The organism is Levilactobacillus enshiensis, assembly GCF_007115095.1.
Classification (GTDB): domain Bacteria; phylum Bacillota; class Bacilli; order Lactobacillales; family Lactobacillaceae; genus Levilactobacillus; species Levilactobacillus enshiensis.
In genome coordinates this window covers 191,237-212,900 of record NZ_SULH01000003.1, presented here as the reverse complement: position 1 = coordinate 212,900, position 21,664 = coordinate 191,237, and the positions used below count along the sequence as shown (strand labels likewise).

The 21,664-nt window shown below is 51.5% G+C and carries 16 protein-coding genes; 8 read left to right on the top strand and 8 right to left on the bottom strand.

The genetic code is table 11. The features are described 5' to 3' along the window. Positions 1-27 precede the first annotated feature (27 nt). Positions 28-1,062 (top strand): SDR family oxidoreductase, encoded by a 1,035-nt coding sequence (locus FAY32_RS04790; RefSeq protein ID WP_143462367.1) that lies wholly within the window; start codon positions 28-30, stop codon positions 1,060-1,062. 349 nt (positions 1,063-1,411) lie between these two features. Here the strand turns inward: FAY32_RS04790 and FAY32_RS04785 are convergent, their stop codons facing one another. Beyond that, positions 1,412-2,776 (bottom strand): FAD-dependent oxidoreductase, encoded by a 1,365-nt coding sequence (locus FAY32_RS04785; protein WP_143462322.1) that lies wholly within the window; start codon positions 2,774-2,776, stop codon positions 1,412-1,414. Between the two features lie 188 nt (positions 2,777-2,964). On the opposite strand from FAY32_RS04785, the gene FAY32_RS04780 reads away from it, so the two are divergent. Beyond that, positions 2,965-3,657 carry an EAL domain-containing protein gene (locus tag FAY32_RS04780; protein WP_143462321.1) on the top strand — a complete coding sequence of 231 codons (693 nt, stop codon included), beginning with the start codon at positions 2,965-2,967 and terminating at the stop codon, positions 3,655-3,657. Between the two features lie 356 nt (positions 3,658-4,013). Here the strand turns inward: FAY32_RS04780 and nrdG are convergent, their stop codons facing one another. Together nrdG and nrdD are read right to left on the bottom strand one after the other, a co-directional pair. After that, a complete protein-coding gene (gene nrdG / locus FAY32_RS04775; RefSeq protein WP_143462320.1) occupies positions 4,014-4,595 on the bottom strand; it encodes an anaerobic ribonucleoside-triphosphate reductase activating protein in 582 nt (193 codons plus the stop codon). Further along, a complete protein-coding gene (nrdD, locus tag FAY32_RS04770; protein ID WP_143462319.1) occupies positions 4,528-6,747 on the bottom strand; it encodes an anaerobic ribonucleoside-triphosphate reductase in 2,220 nt (739 codons plus the stop codon). Before nrdD ends, nrdG begins: the two co-directional genes overlap by 68 nt. 791 nt (positions 6,748-7,538) lie before the next feature. On the opposite strand from nrdD, the gene FAY32_RS14860 reads away from it, so the two are divergent. The 4 genes from FAY32_RS14860 to FAY32_RS04755 all read left to right on the top strand — a co-directional run bounded on the left by FAY32_RS14860 (position 7,539) and on the right by FAY32_RS04755 (position 13,029). Next, complete coding sequence (locus FAY32_RS14860; protein ID WP_225428285.1) at positions 7,539-7,796, top strand: hypothetical protein; 258 nt, start codon at positions 7,539-7,541, stop codon at positions 7,794-7,796. 28 nt (positions 7,797-7,824) lie between these two features. Next, positions 7,825-8,397: an AAA family ATPase gene (locus FAY32_RS04765; protein WP_225428284.1), complete on the top strand. Its 573-nt coding sequence runs from the start codon at positions 7,825-7,827 to the stop codon at positions 8,395-8,397. A 563-nt stretch (positions 8,398-8,960) separates the two neighbouring features. Beyond that, positions 8,961-10,820, top strand: a complete 1,860-nt coding sequence (locus tag FAY32_RS04760) for a hypothetical protein (protein ID WP_143462318.1) — start codon at positions 8,961-8,963, stop codon at positions 10,818-10,820. Positions 10,821-11,073: 253 nt separating this feature from the next. After that, entirely contained in the window at positions 11,074-13,029 is a 1,956-nt protein-coding gene (locus FAY32_RS04755; protein WP_143462366.1) for an elongation factor G, read from the top strand. A 331-nt stretch (positions 13,030-13,360) separates the two neighbouring features. On the opposite strand, the gene FAY32_RS04750 is transcribed toward FAY32_RS04755, so the two are convergent. Both FAY32_RS04750 and FAY32_RS04745 read right to left on the bottom strand, forming a co-directional pair. Then, the gene (locus FAY32_RS04750; protein ID WP_143462317.1) at positions 13,361-13,834 is read right to left on the bottom strand and encodes a flavodoxin; all 474 of its coding nucleotides are present in this window, start codon (positions 13,832-13,834) and stop codon (positions 13,361-13,363) included. Positions 13,835-14,349: 515 nt separating this feature from the next. Next, the gene (locus FAY32_RS04745; protein WP_143462316.1) at positions 14,350-15,360 is read right to left on the bottom strand and encodes an NAD-dependent epimerase/dehydratase family protein; all 1,011 of its coding nucleotides are present in this window, start codon (positions 15,358-15,360) and stop codon (positions 14,350-14,352) included. Between the two features lie 123 nt (positions 15,361-15,483). Here FAY32_RS04745 and FAY32_RS04740 point away from each other — a divergent pair, with 123 nt between their 5' ends. Continuing rightward, positions 15,484-15,915: a MerR family transcriptional regulator gene (locus FAY32_RS04740; RefSeq protein WP_143462315.1), complete on the top strand. Its 432-nt coding sequence runs from the start codon at positions 15,484-15,486 to the stop codon at positions 15,913-15,915. 140 nt (positions 15,916-16,055) lie between these two features. Here FAY32_RS04740 and FAY32_RS04735 read toward each other — a convergent pair whose 3' ends face one another. After that, the gene (locus FAY32_RS04735; RefSeq protein ID WP_143462314.1) at positions 16,056-18,827 is read right to left on the bottom strand and encodes a YhgE/Pip domain-containing protein; all 2,772 of its coding nucleotides are present in this window, start codon (positions 18,825-18,827) and stop codon (positions 16,056-16,058) included. Positions 18,828-18,987: 160 nt separating this feature from the next. Here FAY32_RS04735 and FAY32_RS04730 point away from each other — a divergent pair, with 160 nt between their 5' ends. Next, positions 18,988-19,569: a TetR/AcrR family transcriptional regulator gene (locus FAY32_RS04730; protein ID WP_143462313.1), complete on the top strand. Its 582-nt coding sequence runs from the start codon at positions 18,988-18,990 to the stop codon at positions 19,567-19,569. A gap of 166 nt (positions 19,570-19,735) precedes the next feature. On the opposite strand, the gene FAY32_RS04725 is transcribed toward FAY32_RS04730, so the two are convergent. Both FAY32_RS04725 and FAY32_RS04720 read right to left on the bottom strand, forming a co-directional pair. Then, positions 19,736-20,404, bottom strand: coding sequence for a CPBP family intramembrane glutamic endopeptidase (locus tag FAY32_RS04725; RefSeq protein WP_158727540.1), 669 nt, complete (start codon positions 20,402-20,404; stop codon positions 19,736-19,738). A gap of 150 nt (positions 20,405-20,554) precedes the next feature. After that, entirely contained in the window at positions 20,555-21,562 is a 1,008-nt protein-coding gene (locus FAY32_RS04720) for a C40 family peptidase (RefSeq protein ID WP_143462311.1), read from the bottom strand. Positions 21,563-21,664 lie beyond the last annotated feature (102 nt).

Here is a 21,664-nt window from a genome sequence, read left to right as displayed (position 1 = left end):
AGTGAAACGAAAGTGAGCGTGAAGATGATGACAAAACAATTAGTTGTGGTAACTGGTGGTAGTGGTTTTATCGCGGTCCACATTATTTTACAATTATTGCAGCAAGGATACGCCGTGCGGACCACCGTGCGGTCATTACGGAAAACGGCGTTGATTCATGAGATGTTGACAAACGGTGGGGTAACGGACTTTAGCAATCTCACTGTGGCCGAAGCCGACCTCACCAGCGATGCCAATTGGGCGGCTGTGATGCAGGGGGCGACTTACGCGATCCACGTGGCGTCCCCAACGCCTAACCGTGTATTTAAAGATGAGATGGAAATGATTCAGCCAGCCGTCGACGGGGTCGTCAGAGTCTTGACCGCTGCCCGCGATGCCGGGGTCAAACGGGTCGTCTTAACGTCCGCTTACGGCGCTATTTTTGCTGGGCACCCGCACCGGACGACGCCCTACACGGAGCGGGACTGGTCGAACCTCAACGCCAAGAACATTCATCCCTACCAGAAGTCGAAGACGTTGGCGGAACGGGCAGCGTGGAAATTCATTAAGACGGCCGGTCGAGGGATGGAGCTTGCCGCGGTCAATCCGGTTGGCGTGATGGGTCCCGTCCTTGCTAGCGACTATTCTCATTCAAACGTTCAAATTCGCCAGCTACTCGATGGTCAGGTGAAAGCAGTGCCAAACGTTGATTCTGGCTACGTGGATGTTCGTGATGTGGCGAGTCTTCACCTGCTAGCCATGACAGCGCCCCAGGCTGCTGGCGAACGGTTCTTGGCGACGACCGGTGAGACGTTGTCGATGTTGGACGTGGCGACTATTTTGCGGACGGCGCTGCCAGAGTTTGCGCCCAAATTACCGACGAAAACGATACCTAACTTTGCAGTTAAGGCCGCCGCGTTGGTGAAGCCAGAGTTGAAGATGATTGCGTCGATCGTCGGGGGTTACGCAGAGACGAGTAATGCCAAGGCCGTTAAGCTGTTGGATTGGCATCCACGGTCGGCAAAAACGGCGATTCTCGCGACAGCCCAGTCGATGATTGACTTGGGAATCGTCCACGCTTAAGGTTGAGAGTGCCAAAGTGCCAGTTCTAGCAACAACGGGACTAAAACTAGGCAACATGGTGGTTCGGGTCGCCTTACCGGCCGGCAGATATGAGCTGGATCGGTGCGAACACAACTTGAAGCCTCGAAGGTCACGAGTCTACCAGCTTGGTTTTCTACTAAGTCAGCAAGAAGATCACTTACTGACTAAGTAGAACGACGCGCCTGAGCTCATATCTGCCGACCTCTCGGCTTATACAGCATCGTGGCAAAAATAAAAACGGCTCTTTCAGAAACTTTTGAGATTTCTGAAAGAGCCGTTTTGGGGTTATATCCTAATTTTTTAGTTGATGCTTACTTTAATGAAGGGGTTACGTCCGTAAATACCCTTTTTCCTGTTCCACGGCGAGTTGACCAGCCAGGTTCAGGTAGTTATAGGTGTCGTTAAAGTTAGGCGAGAAGAGCATGTCCAGAAAGGCCAATTGGTCGATGGTACCGCCATTTTGAATCAACGCGGAGACCGTGTTGGCCGCTTGGGAAACATCGTGTTGGCACATGAGTTGCGCGCCCAAGATCTTTCGGTTATTTTGATCGTAAATCAGTTCGATGGTGACTGGATAAGCGTCAGGCATGAAGTCTGGTCGGTAAGGTCCCTGATAGACCACGCTGGCCGCATTGAGCCGGGCGGTCTTAGCCGCGGCCAGCGTTAAACCAGTGCAGGCAACGGTGTGCTCAAAAATCAGCATCCCAGTCGTGGTCTGCGTCCCAATGGTCCGTAAGCGCCGTTCGCAGACGTTGATACCGGCGAGGGCGCCCTGACGAATCGCGTGAGAGACCAATGGTGCGTAAGTGTTCGTGCCCGTTGGGTTGTAGTGCGTAACGGCCGCATCACCAGCGGCCAGAATATCGGGGTCGGAGGTCTGCATGTAATCATCGGTGATCAAGGCCCCATTTTTGGCCATCTTGACCTGTCCCTGCAAGAGGTCCGTTTGGGGAATCATACCAGCTGTAATGGCGGCCATATCGACAACATAGTCCTGATCCTGATCATGGTCGGTCGTGATCAGCAATTTGCCATCATCGGTATCCTTAAACGCGGTCACCTGCGTGTTGGTGAGCAGGTGGACGCCGTGGGTCGTTAAGACGTTGGCGATTTTATCAGCCAACAAAGGCTCAACGTAAGCGTTTAGCAGGTGACTAGGTCGTTGAATCAAGAGCACATCGTGGCCTGATCTGGCGTAGCCCTCCGCGAGTTCGACGCCGACGTAACCCCCACCGACAATGGCGATGCGGTGGGAATCCGTTGCGTAGTCACAAAGGTCGTGGGCTTGGTCGTAGGTCTTACACAGCTGGACCTTGGCATTTTCAATACCAGGAATGGCGGGGATGGCGGTAATTGACCCGGTAGCCATAATTAATTTATCGTAAGTTGTATTCGACAGTTCCTTGGTCAATAAATTTTGGACCAAAATAGAGTGCGCCTTGGCGTCAACGCGGATAACGTCATGGTTGACCTGCATGTGGACGCCCTGTTTGGCGAAATCTTCTGGTTCCACGTAACGCGCATCGGCGAGAGACTGAACAGTACCCTCGATGTGCAGGTAGGTCGCGCAAGATAGGTATGAAATTTCAGACTGACGTTCATACACGGTAATGTCAGCATTAGGATAGTAGTTGAGAATTTGTCTGACAGCGGCAATGCCAGCGTGGGTGCAGCCGATAACGACGACTTTCATAGGATTAATCATTTCTTTCTGGTGTTAGTTAACTTAGTATAGCATATAAATTGCAAAGATAACGTGGGTTAAACTGTTTAGGGGGTCACTTTCGCGAAATTGAGTATTTCTTTCTGTCATTAATTAACCTAGTATAGTGTACTACGCTCAAAGTTGATGCAAGCTAAATAGTTAAGGGGGAACGCTTATTGGAACCAATTTACCGTTATTTTGTTCAGCCACAGATTGATACCGCCACGAAGACGGTCTTCGGCTACGAACTTTTAATGAAGCAATTAACGCCGGAAGGGTGGCGTCTGCCCAAGTCATTCGTTGACATTGATCCGCAGATAACGGCCGATCTGTTGGTCGAAACGACCCGGGTTCTTTCTTTAAAGGTCCGGTATTGTTCGGTCAATGTCAGTCGGGAGCAGCTCATGACGACCTCGATTGCGAATGCCATCATTAAAAGCCAGGAGCAGTTGTATCCGACAAAATTAGTCGTGGAATTAACTGAAGACGATGGCCCCAAGGAATACCAGACGCACGATCTCATCCCGCAGCTACAATCATTTTTGGACCGGGGCATGGAATTGTCACTGGATGACGTGGGCACTGGTGATAATTACTTCTGGGAAATCGAAGAACTCTTACCGTTGGCCTCAGAGATCAAGTTTGCCCTGCAAAACTTTAATCAGCAGTTTAAGGATCCCAACATCCAACAGAAGATTCGTTTTTGGCGGGCCATCAGCTCAGAATATGATTTGCGGATGGTGCTGGAAGGCATCGAAGATCAGGCGGACAATCGGTTGAGCAAGCGACTTGGCATTCGGTTGAAACAGGGGTACTATTTCAGCCGCCCACAGTTGTTACGGTTACCGGCAGATACATATTCGGCCTAGGGTGTTATTTTGGCCAGCGCGCTGCCGGATAGGCGTTCTACGGGTCATGACCAATGAAAATTAAAAATTGATGCGCGTGTATGCAGAGAGGTCAGGACCTGGTGATTCTGGCTCCTTTTTTTTACGTAAATAAGTTTGGGGGCCATCGGGTGGTTAGTCTGCCCATGTCAACGTAAGCGCAACCTGTCTGACGGCTTACGTTTCGGCAGCATAATGGAAAAAATAAAAACGCCCTTTTCAGAACTGGCTGAAAAAGGCGTTTTTTGAGTGTTAGTCTAAGCGTGTAGCTTCACGAGCTAAGTGGCTGACCGATGGGCGCATCCGCGTTAACTATGTTTCACATGAAACAATGACCATTACCGAACTAATTTGTCCCAGATCACCACGTCATCAGCGGCCAAAGACTTGGGAACGTCAATGATTCGTTGATTGCTACTCCCACGGAACTGGAGGGTGAGGTCCTTTTCGGTTTCCAAGAAGCGGCCGTCAACCAGGATGTCGATCAACGAGAGGAGCTCTAATTTGTCAGCCGAGTCCTGGAGAAGTTCATCCCAAGTGTATCCCGACCAGGACCAGATATCCTTGCTGTGGCCGAATTCCTGGCGAATGCGCCGGCAGATACGCAGGGCCACCTGGGTGTTTAAGAAGGGTTCGCCACCTAGCAGCGTCAGTCCCTGTACGTAGCTTTGGCTGAGGTCCGTCATGATTTGATCTTCTAAGTCCTGTGAGTAGGGCTGACCGTAGTGGAAGTTTTGGGCGGCAACGTTATAACATCCCGGGCAGTGAAACGGACAACCACTCAGGTACAGGCTACAGCGCACGCCCTCACCATCGACAAAGTTAAACGGCTTATAGTCCGCGACGTACTGCTCACTTAAGTTCGCGGCTAGCCATTCTTTGGGCATCGGATTGTTTGGTTCTTTCGTAATTCGCGGCATGTTGAATCATCTCCGGAGACATATTTTTTTGACGGGACGCGATTTCGATGTGGCGCCCGTGAACCATAGGGCGTTGCTGCGGGTTCCCTAGGTAACCGCAGGTCCGCTTGACCACGTCACAGTATTTCGGGTCGTGATTGCCACACTGCGGGCAGACGAAGCCACGGGCAGTCGCGGTAAATTCACCCTTAAAGCCACACTTGAAGCACTGGTCAATGGCCGTATTCGTTCCCAGGTAGCCCACGTGATCATAGGCCCAATCCCAGACGGCCTCCAGGGCTTTCGGGTTTTGCCGCAGATTCGGGTATTCGCAGTAGTGAATAAACCCACCGGACGCATATTGCGGATAGTCCTCTTCTAAGGCGAGCTTATCAAATGGGGACGGGTGCTTCCGGACGTCGTAGTGGAAACTGTTGGTGTAGTATTCCTTGTCGGTGACGTCGGCGATCCGGCCAAATTTGGCAATGTCATCGCGACAGAACGTGTCGGTCAGGGATTCGGCCGGCGTCGAGTACAAACTATAGTGGTACCCGCTGGCCTGCGCCCAAGCATCACACTTATCCCGCATGGCACGGACGATTTTTTCACCAAACGCGCGGGCAGTTGGATTGGATTCCCAATTAGGGCCGTAGAAGGTCGTGCAGACTTCGTAGATGCCGATATAGCCCAAGGAAATCGTGGCCCGTTGGTTCTTGAAGAGCTCGTCCACGCTGTCGCCAATCTGAAGGCGTTTGCCGAAGGCCCCATACATGTAGAGCAGGGGGGCGTTTTCGGGTTTCGCCTGTTTGGTCCGCGCGATACGGTAGGCCAACGCCTGATGGCAAGTGGCCATGCGTTCGTTGAAGATTTCCCAGAAGAGGTCTTGGTCACCGTGGGCCGAAAGGGCGATGCGGGGCAGGTTGACCGTAACAACGCCGAGGTTCATGCGGCCGGAGTTTACCTCAACTCCATTTTCATCGCGCCAACCTTGTAGAAATGAGCGGCACCCCATGGGCGTCTTGAAGCTCCCCGTGAGTTCCTTGATCTTATCGTACATTAACAGGTCGGGGTACATGCGCTTGGTCGAACAGGTAATGGCGAGAGTCTTGATATCATAGTTGGGATCTGTGGGGTCGAGGTTTAACCCCCGTTTCAGAGTGAAAATCAATTTCGGAAAAATTGCCGTGCGGTGTTCGCGCCCTAAGCCTTTGATCCGAATCTCTAGAATGGCCTTTTGAATCTCCCGTTCGATCCAACTAGTACCTAAACCGAAGTTGATCGTGGTGAAGGGGGTCTGCCCTTGCGAAGAGTAGAGGGTGTTGATCTCGTATTCCAGGGCCTGCATGGCGTCATAGATGTCCTTCTTGGTCTTGGACCGGGCAAAAGCATCTTGTTTTGCGGGCGTGACCCATTCCTGGGCGTCAGCCAGATGTTTTTGGTAGTTCAGCTGCGCATAGGGGGCCAACAACTGGTCGATGCGGTTGGCCGAACAGCCACCGTACTGGAGGGAGGCCACATTGGCAATGATTTGCGCCATTTGGGCCGTTGCAGTTTGGATGGAGCGCGGTGATTCGACTTCGGCGTTACCAATCTTGTAGCCGTTTTTAAATAGGCCATCAAAGTCGATGAGACAGCAGTTGGTTTCCGGTGAGACCGGGGAGTAGTCCAGGTCGTGCCAATGGATGTCACCGCGCAGGTGCGCTTTGGCGACGGTCCCCGGTAACATTTTCAAGCCGAGGGCGCGGTTGACGGCCCCAGCTTCTAAGTCCCGTTGCGTGTTGAAGACGTTGCTGTCCTTATTGGCGTTCTCGTGGATGACGTTAGCATCTTGCGCAAATAAGCGTTGAATCCGACCTTCGACATCGGTCGCTTGGGCAAAGCTGGCTTGGTCAGCGACAAAGTAGTCGTGGTAGCGTTGACTGGCAGTTGTGAGGGCCAGTTGCTGAAAAATTTGTATCAGGGTGGCGCGGAGGTCGGTCGTTGTGAGAGCCGTTGCCTGCTGGTAGTGCATGGCCAATTCGCGAATCACGGCCGCTTGTTGCTCGGTCGTGAGCTGCAACTGGTCGAGGACGTAAGTAATCTTATAGGGATGAAATTTCGTCTGGGTCCCGTCTCGTTTGGTCACGGGCAGCGTGCGTAAAGCCGCGAACCCGGAAGTTTCTGTTGTCATCATTCTTGATCAATCCCCCACTTGTAAAATGTGCCGTTCATGCCGAGTAGTTGTGCTGGACACAGCACTTGAAAGAGCGGCATAAACGACATTTAGCACCATTTCTGGTAGTCTAGTTCCGAACTAATACTATATATGGTAGCCTATTTTGCTGGCGCTGCCTACCGAGTTTTCCTCAGAACGCTAGGAATGGTTAAGATGGTGCCGGAGAAGTGCGGTGGCTACCGGTGCGTTTGCCGGAAAATCGGGTGACTGGTTAAACCATCATGCCCAGAAAAAATTTGGCTGGCGTCGGGTCTGCCACAGTCACACCATTAAATTAGGCAAAATTGGGCGCACTCCGGCTGCCAGGGATTCCGCCTGCTGTGGGGACGCTTCAGACTGGCAGAACACCAGTCTTCTCGCTCGATTTGAAGCCACGAAAACCACGTGTCTTCAAAGTCGCCCGTGCTGTAAGCTGGCTGAAAAAACGCCAGCTAACACCACTTTCACGGCTGGTTCCATCCCTGGCCTCCTCCGGCGCTGACTGTGTTTTATCACGCCAACAGTTGTAGAACCACTGCTACCTGAAATTTCTTGATTTAACTGATAACAGCCGTTACATTGTGTTCTCATTGTCGTCCGAAAGTACAATGTAAGCCGGCCGGTAAGGCGACGTAACCACGATGTTGCCTAGTTTTAGGTCCAACGCTGTTGTTAGAACAGTCATAAGCGGTGTTTTTGAACTTTCAGCTTTTAGCTGGTTGGTTAATCTGATACGATAGGTGTAAGAGAAAGAGATTGGAGGCGGCCTGATGCGCTATCTAGAAGACTTTACACTAGCCAGCGAGGATGAGGAGTGGCAGTTCTTTCGACACCAAAAGAGTCGGGCATTTTCAGACTATTATCCGTTTCAGGTGTTTCCGGATAAGGCGGTGCCCGTGCTGAAGTTTGCCCCGATTACGATTATTTACGGCGACAACGGATCGGGAAAGTCCAGTCTGCTAAACGTGATTGCTGAAAAGCTCGGTCTGATGCGGGGAACGTTGTATAACCGGTCCAGCTTTTTTTGAAGACTACCTGACACTGTGTGACTACACGATGCACGTGCCTTTGCCGGAAAAGTCGGCCATCATGACCAGCGATGAGGTCTTTGATCATATGCTGAATCTACGGGCGCTGAATCAGGGAATCGATCACCAGCGGGAACAGATCTTTAAAGACTATTTGGCACACAAGTTTGGCGACTTTCAGTATCGCGATTTAAACGACTATGACGAGTTGAAGAAGACGCTGGAAACGCGCCGAAAAACGCAATCCCAATATACGCGTGACCACCTGCAAAAAAACGTGGTCGAGCGGTCAAATGGGCAGAGTGCCATGCAATTCTTTGCGACACGGATTCAGGACAACCAGTTATATTTACTGGATGAACCGGAAAATTCACTTTCCCCGGCGCGGCAACAAGAGCTGGCCCGGTTATTGACAGACAGTGCCCGTTTCTTTGGTTGCCAATTTATCATTGCCACGCACTCGCCGTTTTTGTTGGCGCTGGCGGACGCTAAAATTTACGACTTGGATACCAAACCGGTGGTCACGAAAAAATGGAACGAGCTCCCCGAGGTACGGGTATACGCGGACTTCTTTGCGGCCAATCGGGAGAAATTCCAGTAGGGTAGCTGATAAACGCCGGCAAATATCACCTTCAGCACTAGCACCATCGCCGCTGAAGGTGTTTTATTACGCCCAAAGTTGTCCGTCATATTAATGCCTCGCTGATGGGGTCTGAATTTTATTTTTCAACCGTAGCAAATCAATTTTAAAGAAAAAGAGGTCAGGACAGTTGTCCGCGACCTCATTTTTTGTTGCCAATGATTAGGGCAGATTGGTCGATTGATAGTGAATCATATGAGGCCTGAATTGATGGGGGACCAAGATCGTTTATGTTTTTAATGGTATTTGTTAAAAATATAAGTATAATAAAACTAGACAAAGGTCGAAAAGTGTAACATTCGTGTAAATGATGGCTGACACAATTATTGTGTAAAACCGATACCGTCAATACAGGAATTACCAGAGAAAAAATAGATTGTTCAAAATTGAACAGTTACAATACCAGTTATAGTTTGAATTATAATTATATTTTTAAAAAGTGTGCCTGAGGTCGACCAGGGACACGCGGAGCATAAGAAGAGGCTGAGACGTTTTCCCAGACTCATGCGAGAAGGGGGAGTTTGATGATGATTAAAAAATGGTCTAACTTCTGGATAATGGTGCTAACCCTGACGTTGCTTGCGGTGGGATGGCAGATGGTGCCAGTCCATGCGGCAACAACGATTCCGGGGAAGGGAACGCCCAGTGCGAATGCGACGAACATTTTAGGGATTTACCTCAACACGGGGTTTAGCTTACAACCGGAAGATCAGTACGTGGTCATCAATAGGTCAACGACGCTGACGACGGCGACGGGACACTCGGTACTTGATGCCGCTAACCTATTCGCGAATGACCATTTTCAGTGGTATCAGTCGACAAATCAGGGCGTGACCTGGGCCAAAGTTGATCCAGGGAACAACGCGAATCTGACCGTGACCCCGAACCAGGTGGGGACGACCTATTATCAGCAGAGTTTTCAATACTACGCGTTAACCTCAATCGGCGCCAAGACTTACTACTCACGCGTTGCCGCAATTAATGCTGTGGCTGAACCCATTCCTGCAACGAGACTAGACGTGACGGCCGACAGCAATTATCTGTATAACAATCAAAGTACAGAGATGTCAACGACCGTTAATGCGACCCCCACACCAGTCAACGCTACGGGAAAGGTGACTTGGAGCATTGACAATACTGATTTGGCAACGATCGATAGCACCACGGGCATTGTGACTGCGAACAATCAGGGTAAATCGGGCACCGTTACCGTCACGGGAACCATCACGAATGATGACGGCTCAACGCGCAGTGGGACGACCACCATCAAAATTGGCGGTGGTCTGGATGACCAAACCATCGATGAAGGCAAGACGGCAACATTTAGCGTTCAAGGTCACTTTGATGACGACCCCAGTAAAGTGGTTTGGCATAAAGTGACTGCCAGTGGTAAGGACACGGTAGTTGCCACTGGCACGGCTAAGAGTTACACCACCCCAGTAACGACTGCGGACGATGATCAAGCGAAATTTTACGCGATTCTGACCATTGACTCAACGACGCTGACAACGAATAAGGCTACGCTAAACGTCAACATTAATCGGACCCCCAACGTGTCGTTTACCTCTAGAATAGAGGATTTAACGGACAACACCGGTAATACAGACACAACATTGAACAATGTGGTCTACGGTGACAGCAGTAAAATTACGGGAACCGTGACGGACAATAACGCCCACTCGGCCATGGTGGATGCCGACTTCTTGATTAAGATGCCAGAATACGTGCACAATACAACGATTAAAATTGACGGTGTTCAGCATAGCTACGGGACGCAAAATGTGGATAATGGCGTGTACATGGTCATCAGTGGGTTGTCATTTGCGACGATCAAGACGCACACCTTTGAAGTCGATTTTGATTCACTGATGACCACCAACGAGACGTTTGTCACGCAGGCTGAAATTCAGGGGAATGATAGCAACAACAATGACTTGGGCACCTTCTCGGGGGGAAACTTGACGATGGTCTTCTCTGATGGCAAATTACAAGCGACGTCGGCGAACCAGGTCGACTTTGGCTCGCTGACTTACGATGATGTGAATCACCAAGTCATGGGAAACGTGACTGATGGCGGTGACCTGCTGAGTTTCACGGATCGGCGGCGTGAACGTTCGGCAACGACCGTCACGTTGAGTCAAGAAACACCATTTAGCAATGGCAGTCACGACTTGGCGGCGACCTTGAGCTTTGATGATAATGGCAACCTGATCCCCTTATCGACGACCTCCCAGACCGTGGCGAGTTACGCGGCCGGTGAGATGGTTAAATCAATTGGATCTAGCAACGGCCAGTCATTAGCATTAAAGTTAGCGAACGCGGGCATCACCCCCGGTGATTACACGACGACTTTGGCTTGGACGATTACTGAAGCCCCTCAATGATTAGCGATAAACATAAGATGCAAAAGAAGGGTCTGGGGATTTTCCCAGTCCCTTCTTTTGGTCGGGGAACGGCCTGACACGATCAAAAGCAGGTAGCTGGCCGTGAGTAGCCACTATCTGGATGATGCGGTTGTTTACGGTGGTCAGATGGCGATTCCGTTATTGGTAGCGGGAGTCGTCCCCGATTCCATGGTATTATGGTAAAAACAACAAAATTAATGGTGACAGGTGAAAGGAGTCAGAACTAATGACGATGAAACACATCGTGGCGGGCATCGTGGCCCATGTCGATGCGGGAAAGACGACGCTATCGGAAGCGCTCCTCTACCAGTCCGGCGCATTGCGACAACTGGGACGGGTGGATAACGGTGACGCTTTTCTCGACTCCGACGATTTGGAAAAGCAACGGGGGATTACGATCTTCTCGCACCAAGCAAGCTTACAGCATGGCGACTTGGACCTAACATTATTGGATACGCCGGGGCACGTGGATTTTGCATCGCAAACGGAGCAGGTCCTCAGTGTCTTGGACTATGCGATCCTGGTGGTCAGCGCCACCGATGGCGTGCAGGGGTATACGCGGACCCTCTGGCGGTTATTAGCCCACTACCACGTTCCAACATTTATTTTCATCAACAAGATGGATGCGCCAACTGCTGACAAAGACCGGGTCTTGGCCCAACTGAAAGATGTGTTCTCCGAGGGGTGCATTGCCTTTGGGGATGCCAGTGCGACCGAAGATATTGCGATGCAAAATGAAACGGTCCTGGAACAATTTTTAGACACCGGTGAGTTAGCTGACGCGACGATTCAACACATGATTCAGCGGCGAGAAGTCTTTCCCTGTTATTTTGGTGCGGCGTTGAAGTTGACGGGGGTCGATGACTTCTTAACAGGCTTGGACCACTGGACGCAGGCACCAACGTATCCGGCTACATTTGGCGCTAAGGTCTTTAAGATCTCGCATGACGATAAGGGGGAACGGCTGACCTGGCTGCGGTTAACGGGTGGCAAGCTGGCGAACAAAGCGGTCATCTTGGACGAACAGAAGGTGAATCAACTGCGCGTCTACAATGGGACGAAGTTTACGATTAAACCGGCAATTACGGCGGGAGAAGTTTGCGCGATTCCTAACCTGACCGACACGCATTCGGGGCAGGGACTGGGGGCCGCTGACGATGCGCCACAACCGGAAATTCAACCGGTTCTGACGTACACGTTGGATCCGCGGGGACATGACATCCATGACTGTTTACGGATCTTACGGGAACTCGAAGATGAAGATCCCCAATTACACGTGGCCTGGTCCAGCCAGCTGCAGGAAATTCGGGTGCAAATCATGGGCGCCGTTCAGTTAGAGATCTTACAGCAGCTGCTACGTGACCGTTTTGACTTAGCGGTGGGCTTCGGTGAGGGGAGCATCCTGTATAAGGAAACGATTACGCAACCGGTCGAAGGGGTCGGTCACTTTGAACCCTTACGTCATTACGCGGAGGTCCATCTGCTGCTGCAACCGGCACCCCGGGGCAGTGGCCTAACGTTTGCGGCAGACTGTTCCTTGGAAATTTTGGGGAAGAATTGGCAGCATCAGGTTCTATCCAACTTAGGGGCCAAGGAGCACCTAGGCGTTCTAACCGGTGCGCCCTTAACGGATGTGAAAATGACGCTGGTGACCGGTCGTGCTAGCATTGTCCACTCGGTGGGGGGCGACTTTCGGGAAGCCACTTGGCGAGCGGTTCGTCAGGGCCTGATGATGTTACAACGTCAGGGCAACTGCCAGTTGTTAGAACCGTGGTATCGCTTCAGACTAGAGGTTGGTCAGGATCAGGTTGGCCGGGCAATGAACGATATCCAGCGCATGAGTGGGACGTTTGACACGTCTGCGGAACCGGCCACTGTTGCCGGGATGACCACGCTGACGGGCACGGCCCCGGTCGCCGAGATGCAAGACTATTCGCAGACGGTCTTGGCTTATACGCATGGTCAGGGCCAGTTGGAGTGTCTAGTGGACGGTTATCGGCCCTGTCACGATACTGAAGCCGTTGTGGCTGCTGCTGATTACGATCCGGTCGGTGACTTGGACAACACGCCGGGGTCCGTTTTCTGTGCACACGGCGCGGGCTATCCGGTTCAATGGACGGACGTTCCAGAAATGGCGCACGTGGCGTACGCGTATTCGCCGGAAGAGTTAGCAAATATTAGTTATTAATAACAGTATAGTAATAACTAATAACTAAAGGCTGGCGGCTTTTTCAGCCAGCTTACTCCACGGGCGCCTTTGGAGACACGGGGTCTTCTTCGTGGCTTCAAAGCGAGCGAGAAGGCTGGTGTTTTTCCAGTCTGAAGCGTCCCCACAGCAGGCGGAATCCCTGGCAGCCGTAGTGCGCCGGATTTGGACTAATTTAATGGTGAAAATGCTTGCCAATACTGAGATGAGATCTGAATTTCATCTGCCAACTTTTGATTAATCATAAAAATAAACCATTTCACTGCTAAATCTAAGCAGTTGAAATGGTTTATTTTGTGTGGGCAACGATAAATTAAGACGATTGTTTCTGTGATTCTAGCCAAGTTTCAAGGCTAGCGCTGTGGTCGATCTGTGTATTGTAGATTTCAAATCCGGGAAGAATCGTGGCAGCGGCAGCCAGCTGACGAATGCGGTCGAGGCTTTGACCGAAGCCACTGCCGCCATTAGTACAAAACGGAATAATGTTTTTGCCTGTCCAATCGTGAGCCTCTAGAAAAGTCCGAGGGATGGCTGGCAGGTTGTTGCTCCAAATTGGATAACCGAGGTAGATGGTATCATAGGCGCTTAGGTCAACCGTGGTGGTTATTGCTGGTCGTAAATCGTGATCGCGTTCTTGATGCCACCGCTTCATTTTTTCGTCAAATGCTGTGGGATAGGGTTCTGCCGGTAGCAATCGCTTGATTGGGAAATTGGTCGTTGCGGCCAACCGAGTCGCCACTGTTTCAGTATTACCAGTGGTTGAAAAGTAAACAATAATTGCTGACATGTAAAGTCTCCTTTATTTAAAGCTAAAAGCGAATAAAGTCGTTTAACTGGTGCGACAACGGCTGTTGAGGGCTAATTAGTAACTGTGTAATTAGGTAATCTCATGATGTATTTGGTCAAGAACGTTGTGCGTACGGGTAAATGTGTCACCGTTTGCCGGTTTAGTGTTTCCTGGTACACCGCGCTACTTCACCCCCATAGTACAACATTATCAGGAGATAAGCCAAAAAAACTAGGACGGTTTGTCTTTTGTGAGGACTAGCGGCTTACTAAGTCAACTATGTCGGGATAGCATCGTTGATTACTATAGATGATTAGTGCTGAAAATGGGTTCACTAAAAAATGTGCCTTCAGTGGATTAACAGTGAGGACACATTTGTTGATGAATCGACTAAAGCTTGAAAGTTGAAGTTCAGGCCTGACCCAACCACTGCGTTACTTAGTCTTAGTTCCAATGTTGTGATTAGAACAGGTCTGACCGGTGTTTTAAAACTTGCAAACTATGGATGAATTGATTTAGTTATGTGAGGTCAAACTGTCAGCAGCGGCCAAAATAGCATCCGTAGCAGAGTAAAGGGGTTGCCAGTGTAAGACAGTTCGAGCCTTTTGATTGCTAACATGATGGTTGATCCGCATCATGAGGTTGACTTCCCTGATTTGCTGGTTAAAGGGGGCTAAGCTTCGTACTACCCAGGTGGGCAGCAGGTGGTGTGTGAGCTGCGGGGCTAGACCTGGTCGTTGGGTTGTTAGCAGAGTCAATATATCTTGAGCGGTAACGGCACTATCGGTGACCGCTAGAAACCGCTGGTCAGCTGCGATGGGCGTGCGCATGGCATCGATATGCAGGGCGGCTACGTCACGGACATCGACGACATTGACCGTTAAATTGGGAGTGATCTGACCATCAAGTAATCGCTTGACGAGACCGAAGCTCCCGCTGATATGCTGACCAAATGCTGGACCCAACATAGCACCAGCATTGACCGTCACGAGTTCTATTTGGGGGTGCTGATGAGCAAACTTCCAGGCTTGTTGTTCGGCGACTAACTTGGACTTTTCGTAGGGGGATAGGCCAGGTTGCTCTGGCGTGGTCCAATCAGCTTCAGTGACGGTTCCTTGGCGATCTAAACGACTAAAGCCAACGGCCCCTAGGTTAGCAGTCATGACAATGCGACGGACACCAGCGGTTACGGCAGCCTTGAGTATTCGTAGTGTTCCGGCAGTTGCGGTGTTGACCATAGCGTCAGTGGCCGTTTCACCATTGACAAAGACCGGAGCAGCAACGCTCATGACGGTATCGATGTCTTGCATAGCGGTTACCCAGCCACCGTCTTGGGTCAGGTCAGCTTGGACAAAAGTTAAATGCTCTAGGTTGGTAACGTGGTTGGCAATAAGCGTTTGCCGAACGTCTTCGGCCTTAGCTAGTGAGCGGAGTGTAGCGCGGACGGCATAGTTTTGAGTGAGTAGGTTTTGAATGATGTAGCCGGCAAGAAAGCCATTGCCACCAGTGACAAGTACATTCTTCATGGGTTAAAGTCTCCTTAGTACTGAAAGTGAAATTTAAGTTGCAGCGTTAAGCTGAATCAGTTACGCTGGGTTCAGAATAAACCCTCGACCTAACTCCAGGGCAACCCTTAGGAGGCAACCTTTATGATTTACATGATTAAAGCCGCGGCAGAGAAGACACGGCTATCCGTGGACACGCTGCGGTTCTATGACAAGGAAGGGCTACTACCGTTTGTAAGCCGCAACCAATCAGGTTACCGGGCGTTCACTGACGGGGACCTGCGGCTCTTAAAGACGATTACGTGCTTAAAAAATACCGGAATGAAGATTAGTGAGATTCGGCGATATATTGCGTACGTCATGCAGGGCCCCAGCAGTGTTCCCCAGCGACAGGCAATGTTATTGGCCCACCGTGAAGCTATCTTGGCCGAACAGCAACGTGTTCTAGCTAACCTTAAGGAAATCGATTTAAAGCTAAGTGTTTATAGTTCACCGGAAGCGGTTCAGATGATTACGTTAGAACGTGCGTACGCGAAAGCGGAGAAAGTGGCGAATGGACTACCAGATCCGTATTGACAAGCTTAAAATAACACAGCTAAAAACGCCCCATCTCATGATGATCGGGCGTTTTTAGCCGTTAATTGTTTCATGTGAAACAGTGACGGTTGGTATTCAAGAAAACTGGGAAGTGTGCCAATTCAGGCGTAACGACTAGTCTAAATCTCCGGAATATCCATCTCGTGGATCCGGCCGTGACGGCGAGCGTAGAACAGCACGCCCATTAACGAGAAAATCACGGTTGTTCCGAAGAGCACCGCCATTTCTGGCAAAGCCGTGTTCCCAATCATCAGCGTTTCACGTAAGCCACTAACGGCGTAGCTCATCGGCAGCCACGGATGGAGCGCCTGGAAGAAGCCATTAGTGAGTTGCAGCGGGTAGGTCCCAGCCGAACCGCCCAGTTGGAGAACCAACAGAACCATGCTGAAGAAGGCGCCGGGCTTGCCAAAGACTAGGTTTAGCCAGTAGACGATACTCATAAAGGTGGTGCCGGTGATGAGGAGCATCAGGAACGTCGCCCAGGGATGAATGGGTGAGAGCCCGGTGATGAGGGCCATCAATACCGTCATGAAGAGGGCTTCACCCAGGACGAAGGCGTTCATAATTGAAGACTTGCCGAGCCACCAGCCCCAGCCGGTCTTCGGGTATTTCCGTGGTGTGTACATATCGAACATCAGGTTGAAAGCTAATGCGCCGACGAACAGGGAAACGGACATCATGTAGGGTGCCATCCCGGTTCCGTTATCTGGGGCATCATCGTGGTCGCTGTGGACCGTGGTCGTCGGGGTTGCAAACTGCCGGTAAGTCAACTGTGAGGGGTGAACGGCGGCTTGCTTGCTGGCCTTGGTCAGGGCAGCAGCAAGTTTCGTATTGCCGGTCGTTATTGCCGTGGCTCCGGTCGTTGCCTGGGTAGCGCCAGTTGCCAGTTTGGCTGAACCCGCCGTCACTTGGGCGGTACCATTGGTCGCAGTCTGCATTGCGGCAGAGAGTTGGGGTCCACTGGTAGCAAGGGTAGTCAGTCCCGTCGTCAGCGCGGTGGCCCCGGTCGCAAGCTGACCGATGCCCTGTTTGAGTTGCGGCGTCTTGCCGTTCAGTGTGCCGAGACCAGTAGCTAAAGCGGCCGCACCGCTAGTCAACGTCCCGTTCTTTGCGGTTAGTTGTTGGGTACCATTGGCCAGTTGCTGGCTGCCAGTGGCGAGTTGAGCAGTTCCCTGAGTAAGGGCGCCACTCTTATTCGTAAGTTGTTGCGTGCCGCTGGCCAGTTGTGTTGCCCCGGTTGCGAGTTGCGCAATACCACCGGTCAATGTTGGCGTTTGGCCTTGCAGGGTCGTGAGGCCACTACTCAGATTGCTCAGGGCTTGATTGGCCTGTTGTAACCCGCTAGTCAGAGCTTGGGCGTTGGTCGTGAGGGTGGCTAAACCGCTGGCGAGTTGGTCTTGTGAACTGGCGGCGCTGTTCAGACTATCTTTAAGCGTTGTGAGGGCGGTTGCGGATGGGCTGACGCCGTTGAGATCACTACTGAGCTGCTGAGCCGCGGTCTGGGCGGTACGCAAAGCCGCGTCGTCGTTAGTGGAACTGCCACTAACGGCTTTCAGCATGGCGGCCTTCTGAGTCGCGGTCAGATTCTGGGCATCGGCCGCAGCGGCAACCTTACTTTGTAGGTCACTGTTGCTGGCGTTGCTGGTCAGGGCGGTGAGAGCGGTCTGTAGCTGGTCGGCGTCATGCTTAATGCTCGTGGTACTTTGATCGCTGCTGGCAAGGTCTGCAACGGCGGATTTGAGGGCGGCCTGCTGACCTTGTGAGGCCTTGAGTCCGGCTTGAACCTGTTGCAAACCACTAGTCAGCGCGGCGCTGCCCGTGGCGAGCTGATCAAATTTGCTGGTGAGCGCAGTGCCACCGTTGGCCAGGGTAGTGATACTCCCGCTGAGCTGACCGGTGTTGGCGTTGAGGGTGGCTAACTTGGTGCTGAGTTGCTGGGCCCCCGTGTTGGTTGCCGTTACACCACTGACGTATTGCTGAGTCCCAGTGTTAACGTGTTGGCTACCAGTCGCCAGCTGACCAGCTGCCGTACTGAGTTGGGTGGTACCTTGCGTGTAGGCGCTAACGCCACTGGCCAACTGACGGCTTCCCGTAGTAAGTTGCTGAATGCCACTGATCAACTGGTTGGATTGGCTAAGGAGGCGATCAAGGCCCGTGCTGAGCTGTTGACTGCCGGTCTGTGCTTGTTGAACGCCGCCAACGTATTGATTGAGTTTACTGGTAATGGTGCGTTCCCCGTTAGTTAATTTCACGGTGCTGGCGGTCAGCGTGGTCAGCCCCTGAGCAATCTGCTGGTCGGCACGGGTCAGCTGCTGACTACCAGTAGCGAGCTTTTTATTGCCGTTACCGGCGGAAGTCAACCCAGCCCCCAACTTTTTAATGCTGGTAAACATCGTGTGGGCGTAACTCTTGGTGACCTGTTCGCCGACGGATTGGGCGGCGGACTTAGCGGCCGTGGCCGTCAGCTTGGACGCCGTAAAGTTATGACCGGCACTGGTTTGGTAGTGCAAGACCATCTTTTGGGGCGTCTTAGCCAGCAACGTGGTGGCATTGTGGGAAAAGTCTTTGGGAATCGTGATCACCATGTAATACTTGCCATTGGTGAGCCCCCGGTCGGCTTGTGCTTTGCTGGTGACTGGCTGAAATTTCATAGCCGATGAGGCCTTTAAATTCTGCGTTAAATTTTTGCCGGCAGCCAATCGTTGTCCCTGATAGGTGACGGGGTGGTCTTGATCAACCACGGCGACGGGCAGGTCAGCTAACTTACCGTAAGGGTCCCACATAGATTTTAGAAACGTTACGGCATAAATAGATGGGATCAACATGATCACCACCAGGACAATTAAAAGTAATTTATGTTTGATTAAATATCGCCATTCTGCGCGAATCATCGGCGACGCCCCCCTGTTCTGTGGTATTCTGTGAGTAAAGATAGACCTCACATGTGGCCAAAGAATAACGGGTTTAGTCCTGCACGTCCACAACAGATAAGGGCAACCTGTGGATTAAGCCGCAGTTTTACCACATCTGGGGTTTAACGGGAGTGATTTGATGACAGATCGACGGGTTCTGCGAACGAACCAAGCACTACGGGCGGCCTTCCGTAAGTTGGCGCAACAGTACCGGTTTCACGAAATTACGGTGCAGCAGTTGACCGATGAAGCCAACATTAACCGCAAGACCTTCTATTTACACTTTGATTCGATTAATGACTTGGCCGATAGCTTTACGGCAGAAATTGCGGATCAGCTGTTGGCACTTTTGTTACGCGAGCCGGCTGACCACGATCCACTGAACAATTCAGGCGTCTGGTTTGACCGGTTGACTGCCTTTTTCGCCGAGGCGCCAACGTTTTATACCTTTATCTTGACGTCGGATGACTATAGCTTTTTGTCGCGACGCGTGAAGCATCGGGTTGCGGCGGGCTTGGCAGTTGATTTTCAGAAAGACTATCAATTGAATGCCACGGACGCCATGATCGGTGTGAACTTTCTGATCGACAGTACGCTGACGTTGTTCCGGTTGTACATCACCAAGCAGATTGATCTGCCCATGGCGGACTTTCGCGAGCGGCTGGTCACGCTGAACTTGGAAGGGTTGCACGGGTTCTTGACGTCGGTGCCCCACCATTGAGTTAGTTCCATGTTTCAGCCATAGACGTTCGGCGCGCAAAAAAGCGTCTGGGAGTTTGGCCCAGACGCTTTGAATGAACAAAAAATTGAAAATTCCCAAACACCGGTTGGGCCGCCTTACCGGTCGGCAGATAGGGGTTGGATTGGTACGAACACGACTTGAATCGTCAAAACAAATTCTTGGCCAATAAGAGGAAATCGTATAAAACGTGGGCGATTATCCCACCCCACAGGCTATTGGTCTTGCGCCAGGCGTAATTGAAGGGAAACCGGGTCAGACCAATGACGATGAAACATTGGTAGAGGTCCCAGTTGTACGTCGTCAAATGAATGCCGCCGAAGATGAGCGCACTGACTAGGCAACTGAGCCACCAGCCCACACGCGGGGAGAACCGCCGGGCGACGAGGTAAAAGATAGGCAAGGCAATGGCCGCGGTGAAAAGCTCCTCACCGGCAATCTGACCCGCTGATTGGAGGAGGTAGAGGCTGTTTTGCCACAAGCCGTGGCTCTGCAGAACGGCGCCAGTTGGATTGGCGTTGAGGCGGAGCAGATGGAAAACTTTCCCAATGGCCGCGGCACTGAAGGTCAGCACTAAACTCATGACCATCACGCCAGGAATCGTTAGCCAACTGCGACGTGCGAGTTTGCCAAAGAATTGACGAAAGGCAGGACGGCCAAATTGCCAGAGTAAGGCGATAGCACCGGTAACGGCCATCCACAACCAGTTGATGGGCCAGCCATGGATACGGCCGTAGACCCCTAAACTAAGTAAAATGGGCGTTGCTGCAAGGCCCCAGCGGTTTAAACGCATGTCGGTAGTCAGTGCGGTGAACATTTCAATCATCCCCTTTAACTTTTAAAGGGGGATTATACCAGATGACTGAATGATTAAGCTAATAAAATGCATAAGCTAAAAGGAATAAGACGGGACGCAAAAGGGACCGTGACAACGACAGCTGCCATGATCCCTTACTTTTAACGTTATTTAGCCAACGATTCGGCGAACACTTCCGTTGAAGCGCGTCTTCCAGTGGGAGTCATTCAGACTGGAGATACCCACGCCACCGGTGTCAGCGCTGGGGGAGTCGTGCAGAAACAGCCGGTTGCCTAAGTAAATGGCCACGTGGCAGTTGACGCCCTCATCCTTGTCATTGAAGAAGAAAATGTCGCCGCGTTTCATGTTTTTCGCAGAGACTCGCCGGCCCATGTGAATCAGGGATTGGGTGGTGCAGGTGCCAGTTGCGCCTAAACGCACGCCGGACCGGGCGTAGATCCAATGAATAAAGGAAGAACAGTCGAAGCGCCGGGCCGCAATGCTAGCGCTGGTTCGGCCGCCACCCCAGTCGTATTTCGACTTGCCGACTAGTGCAGAACCGGTCTTGATGGCCTTTTCGACCGTTTTAATGTTTCCCTTCAGCTTCTTGGTGTTGAAGCTCATGTATTTGCCGCGAATCCAGTAGTGGTGGTCGCCCGCAGTCAATCGGTAATAGCCGGAGTTGGCCGTATTGAGCTCCATGTGCTTATCGACGTGGTACCAGTGATTGGCCAGCTTTTTCGTGCTGGTGCTGCCAGTCACCTTGGATCCCTTGAGGCCAGCCGGCTTATTGTAGAGTAAAATATGGGTATGGTTGACCTGCATGTCATAATTTAGATTATCTTGGTAGCGAATCCATTTATAAAACGCGTCCTGACGAATCCAGCCGCGGTTCGTCTGGTAAAAGACGCCGTGACCATTCTTGGCGATGCGCGTGATGGCAAATTTCTGCTCGTAGTCGTGCCGCGCACTGCTGGTCCGTTTCATCCCGGACGTATACAGGTGGCGATAGAAGCCGTACTTGGGGTGATAGAGCGTCTTGGTGGCGTGATAGGCACGGTTGTACACGGTCGTATCTGCCGCTGATTTTGCATGTGCGGTAACTGGTTGTGCGGTGATACCAACTAAAGCCAGTCCGCAGACGATAACACTGGTGATAAGCTGTTTTGCAGGTAGCATGGTGACCCCTCCCAAATAATTTCTGACTAATAATTAGTCAATAACTATATGGTTATGGTACAAAACATTTTTATCCCGGTATAATGCGGGTTACCTTGCAGA

Coding starts and splice junctions, on each gene's coding strand:
- FAY32_RS04785 (WP_143462322.1), bottom strand. CDS start 2,776: ATGAAAGTCGTCGTTATCGGCTGCACCCACGCTGGCATTGCCGCTGTC.
- FAY32_RS04720 (WP_143462311.1), bottom strand. CDS start 21,562: ATGCTACCTGCAAAACAGCTTATCACCAGTGTTATCGTCTGCGGACTG.
- FAY32_RS04730 (WP_143462313.1), top strand. CDS start 18,988: ATGACAGATCGACGGGTTCTGCGAACGAACCAAGCACTACGGGCGGCC.
- FAY32_RS04790 (WP_143462367.1), top strand. CDS start 28: ATGACAAAACAATTAGTTGTGGTAACTGGTGGTAGTGGTTTTATCGCG.
- FAY32_RS04760 (WP_143462318.1), top strand. CDS start 8,961: ATGATGATTAAAAAATGGTCTAACTTCTGGATAATGGTGCTAACCCTG.
- FAY32_RS04740 (WP_143462315.1), top strand. CDS start 15,484: ATGATTTACATGATTAAAGCCGCGGCAGAGAAGACACGGCTATCCGTG.
- FAY32_RS04735 (WP_143462314.1), bottom strand. CDS start 18,827: ATGATTCGCGCAGAATGGCGATATTTAATCAAACATAAATTACTTTTA.
- FAY32_RS04750 (WP_143462317.1), bottom strand. CDS start 13,834: ATGTCAGCAATTATTGTTTACTTTTCAACCACTGGTAATACTGAAACA.
- FAY32_RS04755 (WP_143462366.1), top strand. CDS start 11,074: ATGAAACACATCGTGGCGGGCATCGTGGCCCATGTCGATGCGGGAAAG.
- FAY32_RS04765 (WP_225428284.1), top strand. CDS start 7,825: ATGCACGTGCCTTTGCCGGAAAAGTCGGCCATCATGACCAGCGATGAG.
- FAY32_RS14860 (WP_225428285.1), top strand. CDS start 7,539: ATGCGCTATCTAGAAGACTTTACACTAGCCAGCGAGGATGAGGAGTGG.
- nrdD (WP_143462319.1), bottom strand. CDS start 6,747: ATGATGACAACAGAAACTTCCGGGTTCGCGGCTTTACGCACGCTGCCC.
- FAY32_RS04725 (WP_158727540.1), bottom strand. CDS start 20,404: ATGTTCACCGCACTGACTACCGACATGCGTTTAAACCGCTGGGGCCTT.
- FAY32_RS04745 (WP_143462316.1), bottom strand. CDS start 15,360: ATGAAGAATGTACTTGTCACTGGTGGCAATGGCTTTCTTGCCGGCTAC.
- nrdG (WP_143462320.1), bottom strand. CDS start 4,595: ATGCCGCGAATTACGAAAGAACCAAACAATCCGATGCCCAAAGAATGG.